Raw genomic sequence first — 21,435 nt, 5'->3', positions numbered from 1 at the left:
AGGGAGGTTTTGAAATCGAAAGGACGGCAAGCAAGGGGAAATCCGAGAGCCTTAAACTAGCAAGCCCTGAGAATATGCGAACTCTCTGTGGATTTTGCGAATCTGGGAAAAAAAACGCCCGAAATCTCAACGCTGTAATAGTTTACTTCCCGCTAGCACTCGCTATACTCGAAATTTTGCTATACACTCGCCCAGCGACCGGTAGGTTTTTGCCTGACGTTGATAACGTCTTGCCCCGGCATCCGTCCTCCGGCGGTCGTGCGATTTGTTCCCCCACCACCTCCCATTATGCACTGAAGCGAAGAGGAGCCTCCCCGATATGAATGAAAAGTCGGCGCCAAGCGATGGAGAAAAGAAGTTTCTCTTCTGGGCCTGTTTTATCTCGCTCATCACCACCGCGTTCGGATTTATTGTCCGCGCGATCATCATCGATGAATGGGGAACCGTTTTCAATCTGACCGAAACGCAGAAGGGTGAAATCTTCGGCGTGGGACTCTGGCCGTTCGCGATCAGCATCATTCTGTTCAGCTTGGTGATCGACAAAATTGGTTACAAGACGGCGATGTACTTCGCGTTCGCTTGCCATGCGTTGTCGGTCGTAATGACCATCGTGCTGCCGATGTACTTTGACCCGTACTGGAGTCTCTATTTCGGTACGTTTATCGTCGCGTTGGGCAATGGAACGGTCGAAGCCGTCGTGAATCCGGTCGTTGCGACCCTCTTTCCCAATGAGAAGACGAAATGGCTCAACATGCTGCACGCCGGCTGGCCGGGCGGTCTTGTCTTGGGCGGTATCATCACGATCGGCATGGGTCCAGAAGGTTTCCTGTCTGACATCTTCAACGCTGGCGCATCGATGGCCTGGCAATACAAAGTCGCGCTGATCTTGATTCCGACCATCGTCTACGGATTGATGATGTTGCCTTGCAAGTTTCCGGTCAACGAACGAGTCGCTGCAGGCGTTTCTTACGGCGATATGTTGGCCGAGTTCGGTATGGGCGGTGCGTTGATCGTCGGCTTCTTGATGTTCAGCGAATTGGGCCGCGTTGCGACCGAGTTGCTCGGCAAAGGCGGCGTCGAATCAGCGAGTGGATGATCTACGTCGTCTGGGGCTGTATCATCTTGACGACCATCGGCATGGGTGCGATCACCAAGTTCGCGATGGTCGCCCGCTCTTCCTGTCATGCTGCTTATCATGGTGCCGCTGGCGACAACCGAACTGGGCACCGACAGTTGGATTACCTCACTGATGGAACCGGTCATGACCAAAGCGGGCTACGCCGCAGGTTGGGTCATCGTGTACACCTCCTTGATCATGATGATCCTGCGATTCTTCGCCGGTCCGATTGTCCACAAGATCTCGCCGCTGGGGCTCTTGGCCGCTAGTTCGGTGATTGCGATCGTCGGTCTGGTCTTCCTCTCGAAGGTCGACAGCATCGCGTTGATCTTCGTCGCTGCGACCATTTATGGTCTCGGAAAGACGTTCTTCTGGCCGACGATGCTCGGCGTGGTCGCAGAACAATCGCCTCGCGGCGGTGCTCTCACGTTGAACGCCACCGGCGGCGTCGGCATGTTGGGCGTCGGTGTGGTGGGAGCCGTGTTCCTCGGCTACTTCCAAGACTCTGCCCAAGTCGCCGCTTTGCAAGACAAACCGGCGATCTTGAAGCAGGTTGAAGAAGAGAAGACGTGGGTCTTTGGCAAATACAACGCGGTCAACGCCGATGCGGTGAAAGAGCTTCCCGAAGCGGAACAAGCGGAAGTGACCGTCGCCAGTGAAACGGCGAAGAAAGACGCGTTGTTCGCCGTCGCGATCTTCCCCTGCATCATGCTCGCGTGCTACCTGGCGTTGATCGTCTACTTCACCAGCCAAGGCGGCTATAAGGCGGAAGTCTTGGTCGGCCACGGCGCCGAAGACGCCAAGTTCACCGGTGGCGTCGAAGGACCAGCCGACGCTTAGCCGTCCGCGAAAAAATCGAAACTACTCAAGGGGAGTCAGCGTCAGCTGCTCCCCTTTTTTTTCGGCCCGAATGCCGCCTGGCAACTCGAACGGGGCAGGGGAGTCGCCGGTGATCAGCGTCCACAAAGCTTCCCATTTTTCGCGACTCATGGACTGACGCGGCCACGCATGCTGTTTCCATAGCAGGACGCAGGCCTCCTTGGCCAAAAAGGGAGGGGCAGTGCCCAGCTTCTTCGCATCCAGGGTCACGCTCTCGTCGGTCTCTCGCATCAGGCAGACATCCAACAGTTGGCTTGCCTGGGTCTCGACATACTCACGGCACTCGGCGGCGCCGATCGCCAATCGCAGTAACGACTGATCGACTTGCGGTAAATAAGCGTCTCGCAACAGCGGCAACAGGTCGTTACGTAGTCGATTCCGAAAGAAACGGGATTCATCGTTGGTCTCGTCGTGCCGAAAGGTCTGTCCAAGATCGGCCAAGTAGGCTTCGACCTCGGATCGGCGAATCGACAACATCGGCCGCAACAGACTAATCCCCAGCTCCAATTCTCTGGCTCGCGGGATACCGGAGAGCCCTGCGAGGCTGGTTCCGCGCAAAATCCGGTGCAGTACGGTTTCGATCTGATCATCGGCGGTGTGGGCAGTGACGACATACCGCGCGCCGTGGTCCATCGCAAAAGTCCGCAGAAAGCCATAACGCGCCGAGCGAGCCGCCGCTTCAATGCCGTCGGGTCCGGACAGCTCGAAGTCAACACGCCCCAAAATGCCCTCGATTCCCAATTGCTGGGCGAGCTGCGCCACAAACTGGGCGTCCGTGTCCGATTCTTTGCGCAGGTTATGATCCACATGCACGGCAATCAGGCGCCCAGGACCTGATTCTCGAATCGCCGCTAGCGAGCGGAGCAGCGCCACGCTATCAGCGCCGCCGCTGACAGCGACCATAACGGTGCAATCCGACCAGGAATGCGGGGGCCAATTTGCGGCGACGGCCTTCTCAAACGGATGCATCCCGTGTGGTTTTCCGGAAAGGGGGAAGAAAGGGGGGAAGGCAAATCTTCCCAGCATGGCTCTCGTCTGTTAACATACCTTAAACGGTTTCGCAGCGTTAAGTTGCGGCGAGCCGTTACAGATGACAATTACCCATCGCACCAAGCGACTTTTTCGGCTAGCCCCGCTTGCCGATAGACCGCCGCGCGACAGGCGGAAATTGCCTTCGAGCCACCTGGATCTGGTTCCGGAAATCTAGTCCCAGCGAAAAGCGAGACGAACCGATGCAACCACTACTCCTTCTCTTTATGCGTCTGGTGATACATATTTGCCCGAGCAAATGCTATGTGCTTGGGCCGGCCAGTGCGCTGAAAAGAAGCGGTCGCAAGTTCAATCCGCATTCGCCTTCCAAGCTTGTGGTGGCTTTGCCGCTGCTAGGTTGGCTAGAAATTGACGCCGAAACATTGCCGACCGAATTTCTAGCTCGATGCGGCTCTAGCCAACTCGAGCGCGGCAGCCCGCCGCGGTCAGCATCTGGTCGCCATCCTGACCGCCAGCGAGCCAACCGCTAAAAACGCGGTCGCTTGTCGCTCGACTGTCAATTTCCCTCTGAAACCGCGAGGCCGACCCCGCAGCGGCGCATTATGCGCTTAAGCCGGCGCCGGAGTCGCTCCCATTTCCATTGAGGGAGATATACTACGTGCCAGACGCTATTATTTACGCGATCTTCACCGTCGTCGGCTTTGTGCTCGCGATTGTGCTCGTCAAGATCGTTGACCGGTTACGGAAAAAGGACGCCGAGACCGAAGCTCAGCAGATTCTGGATCGCGCCAAGCAAGACTCTGAAAACTTGCTGAAAGAGGCCAAGATCCAAGCCAAAGAAGAGGCCATCGACCATAAAGCGAAAGCCGAATCCGATCTCAATCGCAGCCGCGACGAGATCCGCGAACGCGAAAAGTCGCTCGACCGCCGCGAAGAAGCGATCGAACAGCAAGCGAACCATCTCCGCAAACAAGAACACATGGTCGAGACGAAAGAGCGTCGACTGACCGAGAAAATCGAAGACACCGGACGCAAAGCGGAAGAACTGAAAGCGATTACCCGCGAGCAGCAGGAACGCTTGCACAAGATGAGCGGGCTCAATCGGGACGAAGCCAAGACCGAACTGCTGCGTCTGCTCGACCAAGAGCTGCAAGGCGAAACCGGCGCACTGATCTTGAAGCACCAGCGCCGCATCGAGGAAACCTGCAAGCAGCAAGCGCAAGACATGCTGCTGACCGCGATCCAGCGTTTCGCTGCGGCCCACACCGCCGAATCGACGACCAGCGCGATCGACATTCCGACCGACGACATCAAAGGTCGCATCATCGGTCGTGAGGGGCGCAACATCCGCTCCTTTGAAAAAGAAACCGGCGTCGACGTCATCATCGACGATACGCCCGGCGTGGTGATTGTCAGCGGCTTTGATCCGGTCCGCCGCGAGATCGCGCGTATTTCGCTCAACAAGCTGATCGCCGATGGCCGTATTCACCCGACGCGGATCGAAGAAGTCGTCAAAGAGACGCAAGGCGAAATCGAAGACGTCATCAACAAAAAGGGAGAAGAAGCGGCCAGCGAAGCGGACGTGATGGGACTGCATCCCCGTCTGATTCATATGTTGGGCCGACTCCATTTCCGCACCAGTTACAGCCAAAACGTGCTGCGACATTCGATCGAAGTCGGCTTTATCGCCGGCATGCTGGCCGAGATGATCGGACTCGATGCGCGAATCGCTCGTCGAGCCGGACTGCTGCACGACATTGGCAAAGCGGCCGATCATGAGTTGGAAGGGGGCCACCCGAAAATTGGCGCCGACCTGCTGAAACGTCACGGCGAATCGCCCGAGGTGGTTCACGCCGCGTTTGGCCATCACGACGAGATCATTACTGAGTATCCCTACACCATGTTGGTCGCGACCGCCGATGCGACCAGCGCATCACGGCCTGGCGCTCGCCGCGAAACGTTGGAACGCTACATCAAGCGGATGGAAGAACTCGAATCGATCGCGCGAGGTTTCAACGGCGTCGAACAGGCGTTCGCGATTCAAGCGGGACGCGAGCTGCGCGTGATCGCCAGCAGTCGTGACACCGATGACGATAAAGCGGCGAAAATCTCCCGCGATATCGCCAAAGCGTTTGAAGACCAACTGACTTATCCCGGCGAAATCAAAGTGACCGTCGTGCGTGAATCACGATTCACCGAGTTCGCCCGCTAAAAGTAGTCGAAGGAGAGATTGTGCGGATATTGCACATTGGCGACATCGTCGGCAAACCGGGACGCGACATCGTGCGGATGGCCTGCTACGGACTCCGCAAGCGCGAGGGGCTCAGTTTGATCGTGGCCAATGCCGAAAACGCCTGCGGCGGCTCGGGACTGACCCCAGCCGCTTACAAGGAAATCATCGACTGCGGCATCGACTGCATCACGATGGGCGACCATATCTACCGTCGCAAAGAGTTGTTCCAAACGTTGCAGTCACAGAACAACATCGTCAAACCGGCCAACTTCCCCAAAACGGCGCCGGGCAAAGATTTCGCCATCGTCGAATCGGCCAGCGGCATCCGGGTCGCCGTCATCAGCATTATGGCGCGCGTCTTCATGCGGCCGGTCGATTGTCCCTGGGAAGCGGTCGATCGCGTGCTATCGCTGATCCCTGCTAGCGTCAAAGTTCGCTGCGTCGATTTTCACGGCGAAGCGACCAGCGACAAACAGGTGATGGGGCGTTACCTTGACGGCCGGGTCTCGTACGTGCTGGGAACGCATACCCATGTGCCGACAGCCGACGAGCAGATCTTCAAAGGGGGAACCGCTTTCCAGTGCGACGTCGGCATGACAGGTCCGCATGAAAGCATCATCGGCCGCAACATCGAACGAGTCACCGAAACGACCATTACCTTTCGGCCTACCCAGTTTGACGTCGCTCGCGACGATGTCCGTCTGACCGGGTCGATTGTCGATATCGATCCCGAAACCGGCCGAGCCACCGGGATCCGCCGAATCCAGATTCGGGAAGAAGAAGCGAAAGCGCTGCAAGCCGAATACCCCCAAGATGCGTCTCGCTGAGGTTTTGATCTTGTCGCCAACCAGTGAGTCCGCTAACCTCCGTCGCCTGATAGCTTTATGAGCGCTGAGTCGCCGTCGTCTGGTTCGCTTGGCTGGTTCCGCAGATCCCTGCTGGGACTGACCGGAGTGATTGTCGCCGGACTCCTGGCTACGGCTGCGATGCTAACGCCGAACTCACAGGGACTGGGAACGCACCAGCAACTTGGTTTGCCCCCTTGTTCTTCCCGAGTTTGGTTTGGCGTCCGCTGCCCAGCTTGCGGCATGACTACTTCGTGGGCTTACCTGACCAAAGGGAACGTCGTCGGTTCGATTCGCTCGAACGCCGCCGGCTTTTTGCTTGGGCTCGCCGCGATGGGCAGTGCTCCATGGATGCTGATCACGGCGCTGCGAGGACGTCCTCCGCTGGGCTATCCCAACGAGGTCGCGGCCTTGATTGCCGTCAGCGGCGTCGCTGCGGTGATGGTGGCCGAATGGCTTTACCGAGTGATGTGACGAACAGGCTGTTACCAATAAATCACGCGTCAGGATGACGCCCGACACACATTCCGCTGGAAGAATTTCGATGGATCGAACCGACAACTTCCGACGTTCAATCGCCTTATTGATCTTGTTGACCCTGGTTCCCTCGGTCGGTTGCATCAACCTGGTCTCAAGTCTTCTCTATCCGACCAACGAAACTCCGGCTCGGTTCAGCGGCATGAAAGAGAAGAAGGTCGTCGTGGTTTGCATCGCCAGCCCTTCGTTCCGATCCGAGACCGACACGTCGCGCAATATAGCCACGATGGTTGAAAAACTGTTGGGCGCAAATGTCCCCGATATCGAGATCATCTCGCAGCAAAAAATTGACGATTGGCAAGATACGTCCAACTGGGACCGGCTGGATGCTCGCAAGCTGGGCAAAGGCGTCGGCGCCGATATCGTAGTGGCGATCGATCTAGCCCATCTCGAGATCCAAGAACATCCGTCGATGTACAAAGGCAAGGCCGACTTCTCGGTCAGCGTATTTGACATGTCGAACAAAGGCAAAGTCGTCTACGAATCGACCGACCAAACGCTGGAGTTTCCGGCCAACGGCACCTTTTCGTCGGCCAGCCTGACCGAAGACAAGTTCCGCCGCAAGTTTATGCAGTCGATCTCAGTCTGGATCGCCCACGACTTCTATAAACATGACGCGCACGATTATCTGGCCATGGACGAAACATTCGTCACCAACCGGTAATTCGGTCGAAAGATTGACCCCAGCGGAGCGGCGGCTTACGATTGAGGTAAGTATCTACGTCGTATCTACTTAAAATCGATCACCCCGCCCAGTCAGCGCTAATCCTATGCCGCTCATCCAATCCTTCGCCTCTGTGACGCTCGTCCTCTGTTTCGCCCTGATCTCGCTCGCCCAAGCGCCTGCTGGAGCCAAATCGAAGATTCCGCCGCCCGAGAATATCTCGTTGCAGACCAAAGATGGCGTAACGCTGCGGGCGATTTATTACCCGAGCCCCAACGAGAAAAAAGCGGTTCCCGTCATCATGCTGCATGGCTGGAAAGGGAAGAAGGAAGACGTCGCCGGTTTGGCCGGAGTTCTGCAAAAGCAAGAAGGCTATGCGGTGATTGTGCCCGACCTGCGCACGCACGGCGCTAGCCAATGGACGTATCAGCTGAACGATCGGGTGAGCAAGACGATCGAATCGGACGACCTCAAACGCCAGCAGATGCAGCTTTTTATGAACCAAGATATGGAAGCGGTAAAACGCTTTTTGATGGAAGAAAACAACAAGGGTAAATTGAATATCGAACTGCTGACAATCATCGCCGCCGATGATTTCAGCAGCATCGTGGCCGCCAACTGGACCGCCAAAGATTGGAGCTGGCCCATTTTGGCCGGCCTGAAGCAAGGGCAAGACGTCAAAGCGCTGGTCCTGGTTTCGCCTGAGACGACCTTCAAAGGCTTTAGCGCCGTCCAAGCGCTGAATCACTTTTCGTTGCAGACCAAGGTCTCGATCATGCTAGTCGCAGGCGAAGAATCACGGAGTTTTAGCGATGTGAAGCAAATCGAACGCCAATTGGCTCGCGGCCGACTCAACGCCGCCGCCGACAGCCGAGACCTATTTCTCGCCGCCAAGCCGTCCGACGCCAAGGGGACGGCGCTGCTGATGAATCCATCGGTCAACGTTCTGCGCGATATCAAATTTCTGATTGATACTCGCGTCATCGCTCGGGCGGACGAATTCCCCTGGAGCGATCGCTCGAGCCCGCTCAGCAAGTAAGCGGACGAGCTCAAACCGTCACTCGAGACGCGATATTTCGCCATATCACGTCCGGTTAACCCGGATAGCTCCGTTGAGTCTATCCGGGAACCTAAGGCAGGAGCCGTGCGAAACGACTCCGATTTCGCTACCGCGGAGTCAGCGGCACCAGGCGCAGATGCGAATGACTGCCGAGCGGTTGAAGCGGCTGCATCGCCGTGGGAGTTGCGGTCTGCGTTCCTTGCCGGATCGAGTCAACCTCGCTGGCGGCGGGGATGTCGATCTCTACTTTGAGCGGCAGTAGTTGCGGATCGCTTAAAACATCGCGGTTCGCCTCGAAGATCGCCCAATCGAGATCGGCTCGCCCCAAATAACGCTCGGCAAGTTTCGGCAACGTGTCCCCATCGACAAGCCGGTGACGGCGCCGCGGCTGGGCCGGCGCCAAGGATTGCGGCGGCGCGTGCGCGACATGCGATGACGGCGGTTGTTGCGTCTGCCGCATTTCGGCTGGCGGCATGATCGGCTTGTTCACCACGATCGATGTCGTCTGCGGCTGCCAACGCGACTTCGGGTCGTTGGCCGGCTCTCTCGGCGCGTCTGGCGATTCGACCGACGATTGGACGTGACGCGGCTCTGGAGCCTCGTAGACGTCGCGAGCCGGAATTTCGACCGGAATTGCGAAGGATTCCACCGAGCCGCTTGGTGCGTCACGCCGAGCGATGGAGACCCGCTGATAGCCTTGGGGACTCAGATCGATCAATTGTCGCTGCGTGCTGCTCGACGAAATTGGAGCCGGATATTCGCCGGTCAGCTTCGGCGCGGTGACCGCCGCCGTATCGAGCCCGCCGGAAGTTGGTTCCAAAGAAACCATTTTTCGAATCGGCGGCAATGCGATCTCAGGCTGCGATTCGTTTTGATCCTGTCCAATAAATGCATCCACACGCGGCGAATCGGCATAACCCGACGAACCCGACTGGGGAGAGGAAAGCTCGGAGCGAGACCAATACGGCATCGCGGCGCCAACGCCGATCACGCCGATGGCCGCCATTGTCAGTAGTTTCGAATTGCCCAGCATGATGACTCCCAAGTATGGGGCCTACATGAAGCGGTGAGCGCAATCCGTCGCTACAAATCCTGATGTATCCGTCTAGCAATAGATTATCGACCCATTGCTAGCACGGATGCGGCGATTTCCTCTAGGAAATCCAAATTCTCAGAAACGGCGTTCTTCGCCTAGCGTTTGCGTCAACTTTGCCGCGGCGAACTCTCCCGACTTTGCGAATCAATCGCTGTAGGGAGACTATGCCGCACACGGTTGTCGCACGTCGCCAAGCATTGGTACGACGCGGCGAACTTCCCAGGTCGCACAAAAAAAGGGGGACGCCGAAGCATCCCCCTTTTATTTGTCAAACTTTATCGCTTGCGGGTTTTAGGCCGCGGCGCCACGCTTCTTTTCGCGATTCATCAACCAGACCAACACCGGCGAAGCGATGAAGATCGAGCTGTAGGTACCGACAAAGATGCCAACCACCAAAGCGAACGAGAAGCTATGCACTCCCTCGCCCCCCAGGAAGAAGAGGATCACCACCACGATGAACGTGGTTAACGATGTCAGAATCGTACGGCCGAGCGTTTGATTGATCGACGCGTTGACCATGTCAATCGTCAATTCATGACTCTTGCCGCGAACCTCACGAATACGGTCGAAGACGACGATCGTATCATTGAGCGAGTAACCGATCAGCGTCAGGAAAGCAGCGACCACCGGCAAGCTGATCTTCATTTCGTCGATCTGCAAAAAGCCGAAGACATACTGCAACCAGGTCGTCAGCGCCAAAGCGCCCAACGTGATTAACACGTCATGCACCAGCGCGACCACGGCCGCGAGACCGAACGCCAGATTCTGAAAGCGGAACCAAATGTAGGCGACCACGCCGACGAGGCTCAGCACCAAAGCGAAGATCGCCATCTGCTGCATGTCGCCGGCGACCTGAGCGCCAATGTTGCTAGACGACGGCCAAACCGGCGTGCTCGACAATTCGTTACGAATCGAATCAAAAATCTTGCTGGCGTTCTCTTTGGCGCCAGACAGTTGAACCGTCCACTCGGTGCCGCTTACGCTACTGTCGAGCGGAATCGCCAGACCGTCGCGAAGCAGGTGGATTTGCGGACGTTCGATTCCCAACTGGTCAGCCGCTTGCAAAACCAAACTCTGCAACGTTTGGGCCGTGATTTTCTCGTCAAAAGTAAGAGTCGACTCGAACTGCAGCGGGGCGATCTTTGTGCCCGCGTCGATGATCGGCTCTTCATCTGGATCCGTCTCTTCCAGCGGAACTTCCGCTGCCGGCGTTTCGGCGGCAGGAGTTTCCGTCATCGGCGCCGGCTCTTTCATTTCGGCCGCCGGAGCTTCCGGCTGCGACTCTACTTTCGCAGGTTCGGCAGGGGTTTCCGTTTTCGGAGTCTCGCTCATCGGAGCTTCCGTCTGCGGCGTCTCCTCTTTCGGAGCAGGCGTTTCCGCCGGCGGTTCTGCATCGCCTTCTTGAGCCAACGCCAGCATCTCGTCACTCGGCAAATCGGTGCGACGCGTGCGATTGCTCGACTGCGCGTCGGCAGCCGGTTCCTCGGGCGCGGCTTCGCTGGTCGCCTCGGGAGGCGCCGTTGTTTCCGGTTCCTCATCGCCCTTGATGGCGTCCACTTCGCTTACCGAGACGTTATGCATGATCAACATGCTCTCGCCGCTTTCGGTGCGGAAGATGTTTTCCAATTCGGCCTGAACGACCTGCACGCCTTCCGGAATATCTCCGGTCACATAGCGAGGCTCGTCGACCGCGAATTTCAAATTCAGACGCTCGGCCGTCTTCAAATCGCCAGCGCTTTCGATCGACATCGTGCCGCTGGTCGAATTGGAGGTGTCGCGAATCTGGATACCACCGCGATTGGCGGTCAGATCGGCGTTCAGTTGCGTTCCCGAATTGTTGATCGCGACCGTAATTTCACGCAGCGAGTCAGCGCCGCTGAGATCGACCGTAGCCGACTTACCAGTTCGATCGGTCACTTTGATCGAGCCCAGCTTCCCAAGCCCGGTCAGCGAAGTGTCGATCTTGTAGATCTGGTTTTCTTTTCCTTCCAGCGTCACCGAGCTGATCGAAACGTCCGGCAATTTCTCACTGACCATTTCGCGAACCGTAGCGATCGGCAACGCTTCTTTCAAATAGACCTGCACCGATGAACCGCCGTTGAAGTCGATGTCGAAGATCGTCTTGCCGCGAGCACCGACAGCGATCACGCCGATGACGATCAACACGAGCGAAATGCTCATCGCCATTTGACGCTTGCCGAGGAAGTCAAACTTCGCTCCGCTCGCGGTCGGCATCATCTTCAAGGTCGTCAACCAACGCTTCTTCTCGGCGATGTCAAAGAAGACTCGCGAACAGAAGATCGCAGTGAACATACTCATCACAATACCTAGAACCAGCGTCACGGCGAATCCGCGGACTTGATCGGTACCGATGCGATACAGAACCAGCGCGGTGATTAAGGTCGTCAAGTTCGCATCCACGATGGTCGTGGTCGCTTTGCTGAAACCGTTGACCAACGCCATGCGTAACGATGCGCCATGATTGAGCTCTTCGCGGATGCGTTCGTAGATCAAAACATTCGCGTCGACCGACATGCCGACGGTTAGCACCAAACCGGCGATGCCCGGCAGCGTCAGGTCGGCGTTGAACAAAATCATCGCCGCCAAAATTAGCACCAAGTTCAACAGCACCGCCGCACACGCGACCAAACCGGCGACTCGATAGTAGATCGCCATAAACACCAACACCAAAGAGAGGCTGATCCCGACCGCCCATTGGCCCTTGCGAATGGTGTCGTCACCGAGCGTGGCGCTGATCGTCTGTTCGCTGATCGGTTCTTTGCGAAGCACGACCGGCAATTTACCGGCCTGCAACACGCCGGTCAGCTTTTCGATATCGGCTTCCGTAAAGCGACCAGTAATGATGCCGCGATCACCGATCACGCCCTGCACCGAGGGCGCCGAAACGATGTAGTCATCCATTACGATGCCCAATTGGCGTTCGCGGGTATCGTCGGGCAGATTGTCGCGAGTCAGCTTCGACATCAGCGAAGCGCCGGTGCTGTTCAGGTTGAACTCGACCGCGAGCGATCCATTGTTCGTATCGTAGGTGCGACGAGCCGCGGTGAGATAACCGCCGGTGAGCGGCTTCGGCTCCATCTTCATCAAAACTTGCAGCGGCTGTCCGGTTGATTGACCGCCGCGAACGAGAAAGCCCGCCGAAGTTTGGACCGGCGAGCCATCGGTGGACGCGGTAAACGAGCCAAAATTGGGCCACTGGTACTCGCCTTCTTCATCTTTGCGAATGCCGACCCACTTTCCTTCGGCTCGCCCAGTCGAGCTGACGACGTAACGTTCGCCGCGCTGCTTCGATTCACGAGCGCGATTCAACAGGGTGACATGATCGTTGGCGTTGGCGACAATCATGAACTCCAGCATACCGGCCGTCGTGATCTTGTCTTTGATCACCGCCAGATCCGCGGACTCTGCGTTGGGAATGATCACTTCGACTTGCTTACTGCCGTAAGCGCGAATAACCACTTCACGGACGCCGGACGGGTTGACGCGATTCTTCAGATTCGCGAGCAACTCGTTCATGTTGTAAGCCGTTCCGCCATCTTGATCGGCGGTCGACTCGGTCTCAGACGGCTTCTGATCCTCGCCGGTCTTCTTCTGTTCGGCCAGGTAGATCTTCGTTTCGTCTTCGTCGATTTCGTAGATCAGGATCACGCCGCCCTGGAGGTCGATCCCAAACTTCGGCGGCCAATAGCGAACGACCGCGGTAACGCCGATGACCATCGTGCAGAAGATCACCGCCAATCGCCAACCGTAAGTCGGCATGCGAAGCGTATTGGCGAGGAAGATGCCCGCGGCGATCGGAACGCCCAAGATCGCGAGCGCCATCACCAATTTCAAGAGCGACGAGCCATTTTCGCCGTCGGCGACCGCTGGATCCTCGGCAGCAGTCTCCGTCGGCGCCACCGGATCACCCGGGGCTGTCAGCGCTGCATCTTGTGCTGACGCTTGAGCGGTCAGCGAGATGTCTCCAAGCCAGCTTTCTGTGTTGACGTCGGGACCCCATGCCATGGCGGCGGCCGTCAAAACCAACGCGAGCGTCATTGCCACGTATTTTTGCATCTTCGATAACTCCAGTATCGCACGACGGCCGATTTGCCGCCGCATTCGTGTTTTATGATCCAGCCGAAGCTTTAGTCTTCGTCTTGCTGATCGCTTTTGCCGCTTTTATCACTCTTGTCCAGAACACGCGCGATGGCGCGCACTTTTAATCGCATTTCGGCGTTCGTCTTTTCGTCGATTCGGACAACGAGTTCGCCTTGATCTTTTTTCACGCTCACCACGGTCGCCAGGATGCCGCCGATCGTCTCGATGCGATCGTTCTTCTTCAAATTGGCGATCATTTCATCCATTTCTTTGCGCTTCTTTTGTTCAGGGCGCATCAAAAGGAAAAAGCCAATCAGCAACAAAGCGGCCGGAGCCAACCACATCAGGGACTCAAGCACGCTCGCTTCCGGCTTTGGGGCCGCTTGGGCGAGTAGTACGAAGTAGGTAGCAGTCAAATCCACAGCGCTATCACTTTCCCGTGGTTTCCGCACTCCCCAGCTGCGGGAAGGCGCGGCGTCGACCTTTCCGCAGAAAGTTCGACCGCCTCAAGGCAAGGTCCGATTAAGGACGTGAAACTCCACATAATAAGACTTCACAAAAATGACGGCAATAGCAGCAATGCCGTCGACCACCAACGACGCGGCTCATTCATCACCGTTTCGCCAGGAGTTCATCTTCTGCTCATAAAAGGCTTCAAAGCGATCTTCTTCAATCGCTTGACGTGCTCCGGCCATCAATTGCTGGTAATAGGCCAGGTTTTGCAGCGTCAATAAAATGGGCCCCAGCATCTCTTTCGCCATAAATAAATGCCGGATATAGCCCCGGCTATGTTGGCGAACTCGCTCAGGGGAAGTCGGCGAGATCGGTCGCTTATCGGTCTGATACTTGGCGTTACGCAGTCTGAGCGTCCCTTCGTCGGTAAACGCCAGCGCATTGCGGCCGTTGCGGGTCGGCATCACGCAGTCGAACAAATCGACGCCCCGCCGCACTCCTTCCAACAAATCCTCCGGACGCCCGACCCCCATCAAGTATCGCGGACGGTCCGTCGGCAACACCGGGCAAGTCACATCCAAAATGCGATACATTTCGGGCGGCGGCTCGCCGACGCTGAGCCCGCCGATTGCGTAACCGGGAAACTCCAGCTTTCCCAATTCTTCTGCACAATAAATGCGAAGTTTTTCGTCGAGCCCCCCCTGAACGATTGCAAACTGCGCCTGATCGTCGCGCGTCGCGGCCTGCTGACAGCGCGCGGCCCAGCGAATTGAGCGATCACACGCTTGGCGAATCACGTCGGCTTCGTTTGGCAGTGCGACCACATGGTCCAGCACCATCGCTACGTCGCTGCCGAGCGCTTCCTGGATCTCGATCGAGCGTTCCGGCGACAAGGAGACTTTCGAGCCGTCAATATGCGACCGGAAAACGGCGCCTTCTTCCGTGATTTTCGCCATCTGGGCGAGACTGAAGATCTGGAACCCGCCGCTATCGGTCAGGATCGGTCCACGCCAACCCGAGAACTCGTGCAGCCCTCCTAGCTCGCGGACGATCTGCTCACCGGGGCGGAGCGAGAGATGATAGGTGTTGCCCAAGATCATCTCGGCGCCGGTCTCCCGAACCAGTCCGATCTCTAGCCCTTTGACCGTTCCCTGCGTACCAACCGGCATAAAGGCCGGCGTCTGCACTAGTCCATGCGGCGTATGAAATACGCCGCGTCGCGCCTGGCCGCTTTGTTGCAGCAAATCGTAGCGAAATGGTCGCTCGCTCACAGATATCACCGGCCAACTCTTCTCTTCGTAGCCCGAAGCGCAAGCGAGGGAAATGTGCGCCGAAATGCGAACATGGTTCGAAATAGCTCACCGCATTTCCCTCGCTTGCGCTTCGGGCTACGAAGAAACTGCGGTAGGCGTTCCCAAGACACTAGTCGCCGCGCAACTTTAAGTTGCTGGCGGTCAACTTTTCGCGAACTTCGTTCAAGCTGGTCACGCCGAAGTTTTTGCACTCCAGCAGTTCGTCGCCGGTGCGACGCACCAGTTCGCCGATCGTCGAAATCCCCAGACGAACCATGCACTTGCGAGCACGAACCGACAGGTTGAGCTCCGAAATCGGGCGATCCAGCAACGCTTGCTCGTCGGGCGAAAGCCCGGCGACTTCGATGGTCGGCTCCGGCTGTCCCTTGTCGGACGAGAACTGGCCCAGCTCCAAACCCTTCGAGTTGAGCATCTCGCGAATTTCAACCAGCGAGGTTTCGCCAAAGTTCTTACTAGAGAGCAGCTCTTGCTCGGAGCAACGAGACAGATCGCCCAGCGTCTGGATTCCCATCTTCTGCAGGCAATTGCGACTGCGAACCGACAATTCGAAGTCAGTGACCGGGATGCTGAGGACCTGAGCGATACGATCTCGCTTCTTCTGCGCTTCTTCGTCGTAGAACATGTCGCTCGACGCTTGGGCGTCTTTGAGGAACATGCTGGCGCGAGGTTCGTTCGGATAGGCGTCCAGAATGCGGGAATAGCAATGAGCGGCACGTTCGTACTCGCCGCGATCTTCCGACAGGATGCCCAAGTTGAGCAGCGTGCCGACGTGCGTCGGGAAGCAAGCAGCCGCCTTTTGATAGTAGCCGAGCGCTTCTTCGTCATTGCCGCGGCGATCATTTTCGAGCGCCAGGCCAAACAGGGCGCCAGCATGCGTCGAATCCGACTCGACGGCTCGTTCGTACAACGCGACGACTTCCGAAGGATTTCCACCCAACGCGGCGACCGTGGCCCCGCGCTGATACAGGTAATCGGCCGTTTGCTCGATCGGACCAAACAGATCATCCAGTTGCTTCATCGCGACGTCGTATCGATTGGCGGCGCGAAGCGCTTCGACGATCGCCAATTGACAATCATCGCGGTTGTAGCCGGCGGTTTGCGCGGCCTGATAACCTTCGATCGCTTTATCAAATCGGTTCAAAGCGTAGTTCGCTTTGCCGAGATAGAAATGGGCCAACGCTCCGCCGTCCGCATTCGACAAAACGTCGATCGAACGGATATTGCGGCCCAGGATGTACATGCAAACGCCCAGGCGAACATTGGTCGCCGGCGATCGCTCAGGCTGGCTCGACTCCAACTCGGCCACACTGTCACGCAAGACCGCGAAGCTCGCGTAGTCTTTCGAGAGAAGACGAATGATCTGGCGAATCTCTTCTGGGCCGAATGTCGTGTTGGACATAACGACATGCTTTAAGTCAAATTCCAAACCCTGAACCATCCGTCGATTCTCCCAAATCAAGTGGTCGGCGAAACGCATCGTCGTCCGAGACGAGCGACCGAAATGCCGAAGAGCCCCGAACAATCGCGGGTTACTTCATGGCGAACGGCATAGAAGCGTCGCTTCGAGGGGGAAGCCCTCGCCATGAACTCGGCGAAATTTCTAGCGGAGCATGCGATCACAAAAGAGCCAGCGGTGGGAGTTGAACCCACAACCTCAGCATTACGAATGCTGCGCTCTGCCAATTGAGCTACGCCGGCAATGCCGGAAACGAATAATAGTGCCACAAAGGACACGATTCGTGAAGGGGGGATCAGTCCTAGAAGAATTTTTCGTGCCAAGAAACGCACGCTCGGCAAAAAAACTTCAATTCAACGCCCCGGCCAGATCGGTAGCCAAGAAATAAAACTGGGGCCAACTGCCGCGCCAACACGTGTCAGCACACTGGATCGTCAGGGGCAAGGCAAACCACCCAGTGCAGAACGACAGCGGCCCCACGGGCCAGCTTGCCACCTCCTCCGAGGAGATGGCGAGAAACCGTAGTTGCAACCGGCGGACCAATGACACTGAAATATGCCGCGGAAATCCACAAACAATTACACAGCATGAACTTAAAAATTTCACACAAGCCTCAATCGAGCGTTCTCAATCTGAGACAACCGGAAATCCGTTGGACCTTGCTACATGCGAATGAAACATTCCCCCCATACAGGCCGTTTTCGAGCCTTTTGCGCACATAGCCGTGCATCAAAATTGCGATAAACCGATATCACAAAATGACTTAGAGACACACCAGGCTGTTTCATTTTGAGAATTGCCGAGGAAAGGCCCCCAATCGGCTTAAAATTCGTCTCAATCTGAAACAATATTCGTGAGGAAACCCGGCTATCTCTATCAAGGCCGTTCGATACCATGGAAGTTTCGCGCTTCCGCTAACTCTCCCGCTAAGAGCCAACGTGAATTTTCCGCCATTCCAAGTAGACGAGCCTGGGAGGATCGTCCTGTTCCATAATCCGATCGCTGGCCCTCTGCATCGACATGACAAAATCGATCGTCTGAAGCTAAGGCTGCGGAAGAAGGGATACGACGTTACCAGCGCGACAACGCTGGCCGAACTCGAAACCGTCATCGACTCGTCCGTTCGCTTGGTGATCTCGGCCGGAGGAGATGGAACCGCCGCAGCTGCGGTTGCGCGGATTGGCCCCGACGTGCCGTTGGCGATTTTTCCGACCGGGACCGAAAACGTTTACGGAAAATACCTGGGCATCAGCAATTCGACCGATGCGTTTATTGACTTCCTCTCCAATGCCGTCGTCTGCCAGCTGGACGCTGCGACCGCCAACGGTCAATTGTTTCTATTGATGCTCGGGGTCGGCTATGACGCCGAAGTGGTCCACCAGGTCGCTTCGCAGCGCAAAGGGCATTTGACGCAATCCGCCTATTTCGGCCCGATATTGCAGACTTCGTGGCGCTATCCGTTTCCGGATTTGCAGTTGGAACTAGAAAACGAATCAGGCGAGATCGAACACCATACCGGCAAATGGGTCTTTGTCGTCAACGTGCCGCGATACGCATGGGGCATGAGTTTCGCGCCGCAAGCCATTCCCTGGGATGGGCTGCTCGACGTCTGCATATTGCAGCAGGGAGGTCTAGGACGCGGAATCGGCTATCTTTATTCGCTGCTGCGCGGCGGCTGGAACGCGCGTCGCGACATCACTTATCGACGATGTCGTCGCGTGCAAATTGCCAGCGACGCGCAGGACGTTCGCTTTCAAACTGACGGCGATCCAGGAGGAGCTTTGCCGGTGGAGATCGTGGTCGATCCGGCCCGGTTCCGCTGTTTAGTTCCACGCGAATTTGCCGAAAACCTACGACAAATCGCGAGTAGCGCGACGGTTTTATGAAGTTCTCGCGCGGCCCTGGGCAAGCGTTCCAAGTAGAATCAAACTGAAACTTATCCGAAGGAGCGAACGTGGGCGGAACGGCCAAAATCAACAACCTAACGTGCGGCGACGGTCAACCTTTACTGGTTGTCGCCGGACCTTGCGTGATCGAGAGTCTAGATCTGACGCTGTCGATCGCTTCCCGGCTCAAAGAGATCGCCGCCAACTTGCCGATCCAACTGGTCTTCAAAGCGTCGTTTGACAAGGCGAACCGCACCAGCGGCGGCGCTTTTCGCGGCGTCGGCATCGACGAAGGACTTCGCGTGCTGGACGAAGTCCGCCGGCAACTCGAGCTGCCGGTGACGACCGACATTCATGAATCGACCCAAGCGGCGAAAGTCGCCGAGGTGTGCGATCTGCTGCAGATCCCCGCTTTCTTGGCCCGGCAGACCGATTTGCTGCTTGCCGCGGCGAACACCGGCAAAGCGATTAACGTAAAAAAAGGGCAGTTCATGGCCCCTTGGGACATGAAGCATGTCGTCGCCAAGCTGAAGGAGGCCGGCAATCCCAACGTGATGCTGACCGAACGCGGTACTTTTTTTGGCTACGGCCGGCTGGTCAATGACATGCGCGCGCTGCTGGAGATGTCGTCTCTCGGCGTACCGGTCATTTACGATGCGACCCATAGCGTCCAAGAACCAGGCGGACTGGGCGGCGCGACCGGCGGCAACCGAGCGATGGTGCCTCCCATGGCGCGAGCGGCGGCGGCGGTCGGTATCGACGGCCTCTTTTTTGAAACTCATCCCGATCCTGACAAATCGCCCAGTGACGGACCGAACATGGTTCCGTTGGATGCGGCGGAAAAACTCCTTCGACAGGTGCTCGCGGTTCGCGAAGCTGTTTCCCAAAACCAATAGCCCACGATTCGACAACCATGCGTTTCTCTTCCTTATTCGCTTTGCTGACGTTGACTTCGCTCATCTTGGGTTGCGGTGGTTCAAAACCGAAACCCAAGCCCTCCAGCGGATCAAGTTCTGCGGCGACGACCGCCGCCCAAAAAACGTCGAGCGACGCCCAAGCGGACGTGCTGCAACAAGCGCTAGTGCTGCTCGAAGATCTCGATCAATTCAACGCTGAAGTTGTGCAGCGCGAAGTCTTGCAATCGCTAAATCGCTGGTTGCACAATCGCAAACTCGACGCAGAGTGGACGCCCGATCCAATGATCGCGGAGTTGCCGGAAGAAGTTCGCAACATGTTGCGGATGCAAAATCTGGCGACCAGTTATTTTCGCGATCCCAAGTATCCCAATACGTTTCGCGGCAGCGACTATGACTACATCGAAGGCTGCGTCTGGGCCTTCTCACTCTCCAACTACATTCGCCAACAGGGCGTGATGTCGGCGGATATGACCGACTGGTTCAAGTCGCTGCCAGAGTCCTTCTCGAACAACCAGCGCGAAGACTTGAAGACGGCTTACTTGCTGTTCGACTGGACCATCCGCAATATCCAGCTTCGCAACGAGGCCAGCCAGTTTGCCCCCGGCACAGCGCGAGAACCTTGGGAGGCCTTGCAAATTGGCTATGGAGATTCGGTCGAGCGAGCGCGGATCTTCATCAATCTGGCCCGGCAGCAAGGTCTTAACGCCTTCGCTTTGGAACTCGCCGACGCCGACGGAAAACCGCAGTCCAGCGTTGTCGGCGTCGAAATCGCCGGCCAGATTTATCTGTTCGATGCGGCCTATGGTTTGCCTGTTTCGGCAGGGAAGGGCATCGCAACGCTTGCCGAAGCACGGCAAGCAGACGCGGTCAGCAAAGCGATGACTTCATCGAAATACGCCTATCCCTACTCGACCGAGAGCTTTCAAAACGCGACCGCATTGATTGACGCGTGCAGCACTTCGTTGCTACAAGCCGCCGCGGCGTTTGAATCGCAACTGACCGGCAAACTCCGCTTGCGACTGGCCGTCGAACCGCGCAAGGTCGCCGAAAGCTTGCAGAACGCCGGCATCGAGCAGGTGCGGATCTGGGATGTTCCGATTGTGGCCGAAGATGGCCTTCGTCTGCGACTGCGGGATTTGCCGGTCGCCGGCGCCGCGGAACCATCCCAGGCCCAACTCTTCTATCAGGAGCGCCAACTCTATGACCAAAGCTCTCCTCTGGCGATCGGCCGTTTGCTGCACCTGATGGGGCGATTCAACAACGAAGTCCAGCGCCCCGGCGCTCGTAAGATGTACTTGTTTGCTCGTAGTTTCGAGCTGCAGGTCAACAAGCTCAACTTCCGTGAGCAAGTCGAAGCGCTTCAATCCCAAGGGATGCGCCTGCCGCGCGATGTCGAGCAGCAACGATTCTTTGTGGAGCAGATGATCCAGAACGCCAAAGGAATCAAGATGATCGCCAGTTATCAACTGGGACAGATCGCACTCGACAGCGCCCAGTATCCATCGGCGATCGATTACTTCGAGATCCGCACGCTGAAAGAATTTCCGCTCATCCCGTTCGCTTCGCAAGCTCGTTACGGATTAGCCCGAGCCGATATGGCGATTTCGGAAGATCCGAAGCTGACGCCAGAAGAGCAGACCGCCGCTCTTCAGACCGCTGTTGATTGGCTCACTTCCGTCGACGATCTCGCATCGCCGCAACGACGCGGCAATACTTTATTGGCGGAACGCCTAATTCCGCCGGCAGCGGCGCCCGAGAAAGAGCCGCTTGACGACAAAACGTCGACGGACACTTCCGAAGACGCAAAACCCGCTGCCGATAAGACGCCCGCCGACAGCGAATAAGTCGGCGGGGCCCTATTGCACGTCGAGCTACGAAGAAATACGCA

16 protein-coding genes and 1 tRNA gene are annotated in these 21,435 nt (G+C 57.1%); 10 read left to right on the top strand and 7 right to left on the bottom strand.

Annotation, left to right across the window (positions count from 1 at the left end):
- Window positions 1–319: 319 nt before the first annotated feature.
- Window positions 320–1,096 (top strand): MFS transporter, encoded by a 777-nt coding sequence (locus DSM3645_RS30905; protein WP_002652454.1) that lies wholly within the window; start codon window positions 320–322, stop codon window positions 1,094–1,096.
- Between the two features lie 87 nt (window positions 1,097–1,183).
- The gene (locus DSM3645_RS30900) at window positions 1,184–1,957 is read left to right on the top strand and encodes an MFS transporter (protein ID WP_002652453.1); all 774 of its coding nucleotides are present in this window, start codon (window positions 1,184–1,186) and stop codon (window positions 1,955–1,957) included.
- Between the two features lie 21 nt (window positions 1,958–1,978).
- Here the strand turns inward: DSM3645_RS30900 and tilS are convergent, their stop codons facing one another.
- Entirely contained in the window at window positions 1,979–2,899 is a 921-nt protein-coding gene (gene tilS, locus DSM3645_RS28165; RefSeq protein ID WP_161603330.1) for a tRNA lysidine(34) synthetase TilS, read from the bottom strand.
- Between the two features lie 745 nt (window positions 2,900–3,644).
- Here tilS and rny point away from each other — a divergent pair.
- From rny to DSM3645_RS12020, 5 genes are all read left to right on the top strand, one after another.
- Window positions 3,645–5,198: a ribonuclease Y gene (gene rny / locus DSM3645_RS12040; RefSeq protein WP_002652450.1), complete on the top strand. Its 1,554-nt coding sequence runs from the start codon at window positions 3,645–3,647 to the stop codon at window positions 5,196–5,198.
- A 20-nt stretch (window positions 5,199–5,218) separates the two neighbouring features.
- The gene (locus DSM3645_RS12035) at window positions 5,219–6,046 is read left to right on the top strand and encodes a TIGR00282 family metallophosphoesterase (protein WP_040351801.1); all 828 of its coding nucleotides are present in this window, start codon (window positions 5,219–5,221) and stop codon (window positions 6,044–6,046) included.
- A 57-nt stretch (window positions 6,047–6,103) separates the two neighbouring features.
- Window positions 6,104–6,538 (top strand): DUF2752 domain-containing protein, encoded by a 435-nt coding sequence (locus DSM3645_RS29410; protein ID WP_081444803.1) that lies wholly within the window; start codon window positions 6,104–6,106, stop codon window positions 6,536–6,538.
- A gap of 70 nt (window positions 6,539–6,608) precedes the next feature.
- On the top strand, window positions 6,609–7,265 hold the full coding sequence (locus tag DSM3645_RS12025) for a hypothetical protein (RefSeq protein WP_002652447.1): 657 nt from the start codon (window positions 6,609–6,611) through the stop codon (window positions 7,263–7,265).
- A 106-nt stretch (window positions 7,266–7,371) separates the two neighbouring features.
- Complete coding sequence (locus DSM3645_RS12020; protein WP_040351800.1) at window positions 7,372–8,304, top strand: alpha/beta hydrolase; 933 nt, start codon at window positions 7,372–7,374, stop codon at window positions 8,302–8,304.
- 127 nt (window positions 8,305–8,431) lie between these two features.
- On the opposite strand, the gene DSM3645_RS12015 is transcribed toward DSM3645_RS12020, so the two are convergent.
- From DSM3645_RS12015 to DSM3645_RS11985, 6 genes are all read right to left on the bottom strand, one after another.
- Window positions 8,432–9,358 (bottom strand): LysM peptidoglycan-binding domain-containing protein, encoded by a 927-nt coding sequence (locus DSM3645_RS12015; protein WP_131282484.1) that lies wholly within the window; start codon window positions 9,356–9,358, stop codon window positions 8,432–8,434.
- Window positions 9,359–9,712: 354 nt separating this feature from the next.
- Window positions 9,713–13,498 (bottom strand): protein translocase subunit SecD, encoded by a 3,786-nt coding sequence (gene secD / locus DSM3645_RS28160; RefSeq protein ID WP_161603329.1) that lies wholly within the window; start codon window positions 13,496–13,498, stop codon window positions 9,713–9,715.
- A gap of 71 nt (window positions 13,499–13,569) precedes the next feature.
- Window positions 13,570–13,944, bottom strand: coding sequence for a preprotein translocase subunit YajC (gene yajC, locus DSM3645_RS12000; protein WP_131282481.1), 375 nt, complete (start codon window positions 13,942–13,944; stop codon window positions 13,570–13,572).
- 183 nt (window positions 13,945–14,127) lie between these two features.
- Entirely contained in the window at window positions 14,128–15,246 is a 1,119-nt protein-coding gene (gene tgt / locus DSM3645_RS11995) for a tRNA guanosine(34) transglycosylase Tgt (protein WP_002652442.1), read from the bottom strand.
- 151 nt (window positions 15,247–15,397) lie between these two features.
- Window positions 15,398–16,687, bottom strand: a complete 1,290-nt coding sequence (locus tag DSM3645_RS11990) for a DNA-directed RNA polymerase subunit alpha C-terminal domain-containing protein (RefSeq protein WP_237564807.1) — start codon at window positions 16,685–16,687, stop codon at window positions 15,398–15,400.
- Between the two features lie 226 nt (window positions 16,688–16,913).
- Window positions 16,914–16,986 (bottom strand) — tRNA-Thr (locus DSM3645_RS11985).
- Between the two features lie 696 nt (window positions 16,987–17,682).
- Between DSM3645_RS11985 and DSM3645_RS11980 the strand changes: the two genes are divergently transcribed.
- The 3 genes from DSM3645_RS11980 (at window position 17,683) to DSM3645_RS11970 (ending at window position 21,391) form a co-directional block, all read left to right on the top strand.
- Window positions 17,683–18,630 carry a diacylglycerol/lipid kinase family protein gene (locus tag DSM3645_RS11980; RefSeq protein ID WP_002652440.1) on the top strand — a complete coding sequence of 316 codons (948 nt, stop codon included), beginning with the start codon at window positions 17,683–17,685 and terminating at the stop codon, window positions 18,628–18,630.
- Between the two features lie 68 nt (window positions 18,631–18,698).
- Complete coding sequence (gene kdsA, locus DSM3645_RS11975) at window positions 18,699–19,526, top strand: 3-deoxy-8-phosphooctulonate synthase (protein WP_002652439.1); 828 nt, start codon at window positions 18,699–18,701, stop codon at window positions 19,524–19,526.
- Between the two features lie 17 nt (window positions 19,527–19,543).
- Window positions 19,544–21,391 carry a hypothetical protein gene (locus DSM3645_RS11970; RefSeq protein WP_002652438.1) on the top strand — a complete coding sequence of 616 codons (1,848 nt, stop codon included), beginning with the start codon at window positions 19,544–19,546 and terminating at the stop codon, window positions 21,389–21,391.
- Window positions 21,392–21,435: the final 44 nt, after the last annotated feature.

The organism is Blastopirellula marina DSM 3645 (assembly GCF_000153105.1).
GTDB lineage: Bacteria > Planctomycetota > Planctomycetia > Pirellulales > Pirellulaceae > Blastopirellula > Blastopirellula marina.
Note: the sequence above shows the minus strand (reverse complement) of the source record. Positions and strands in the feature narration are given on the sequence as shown.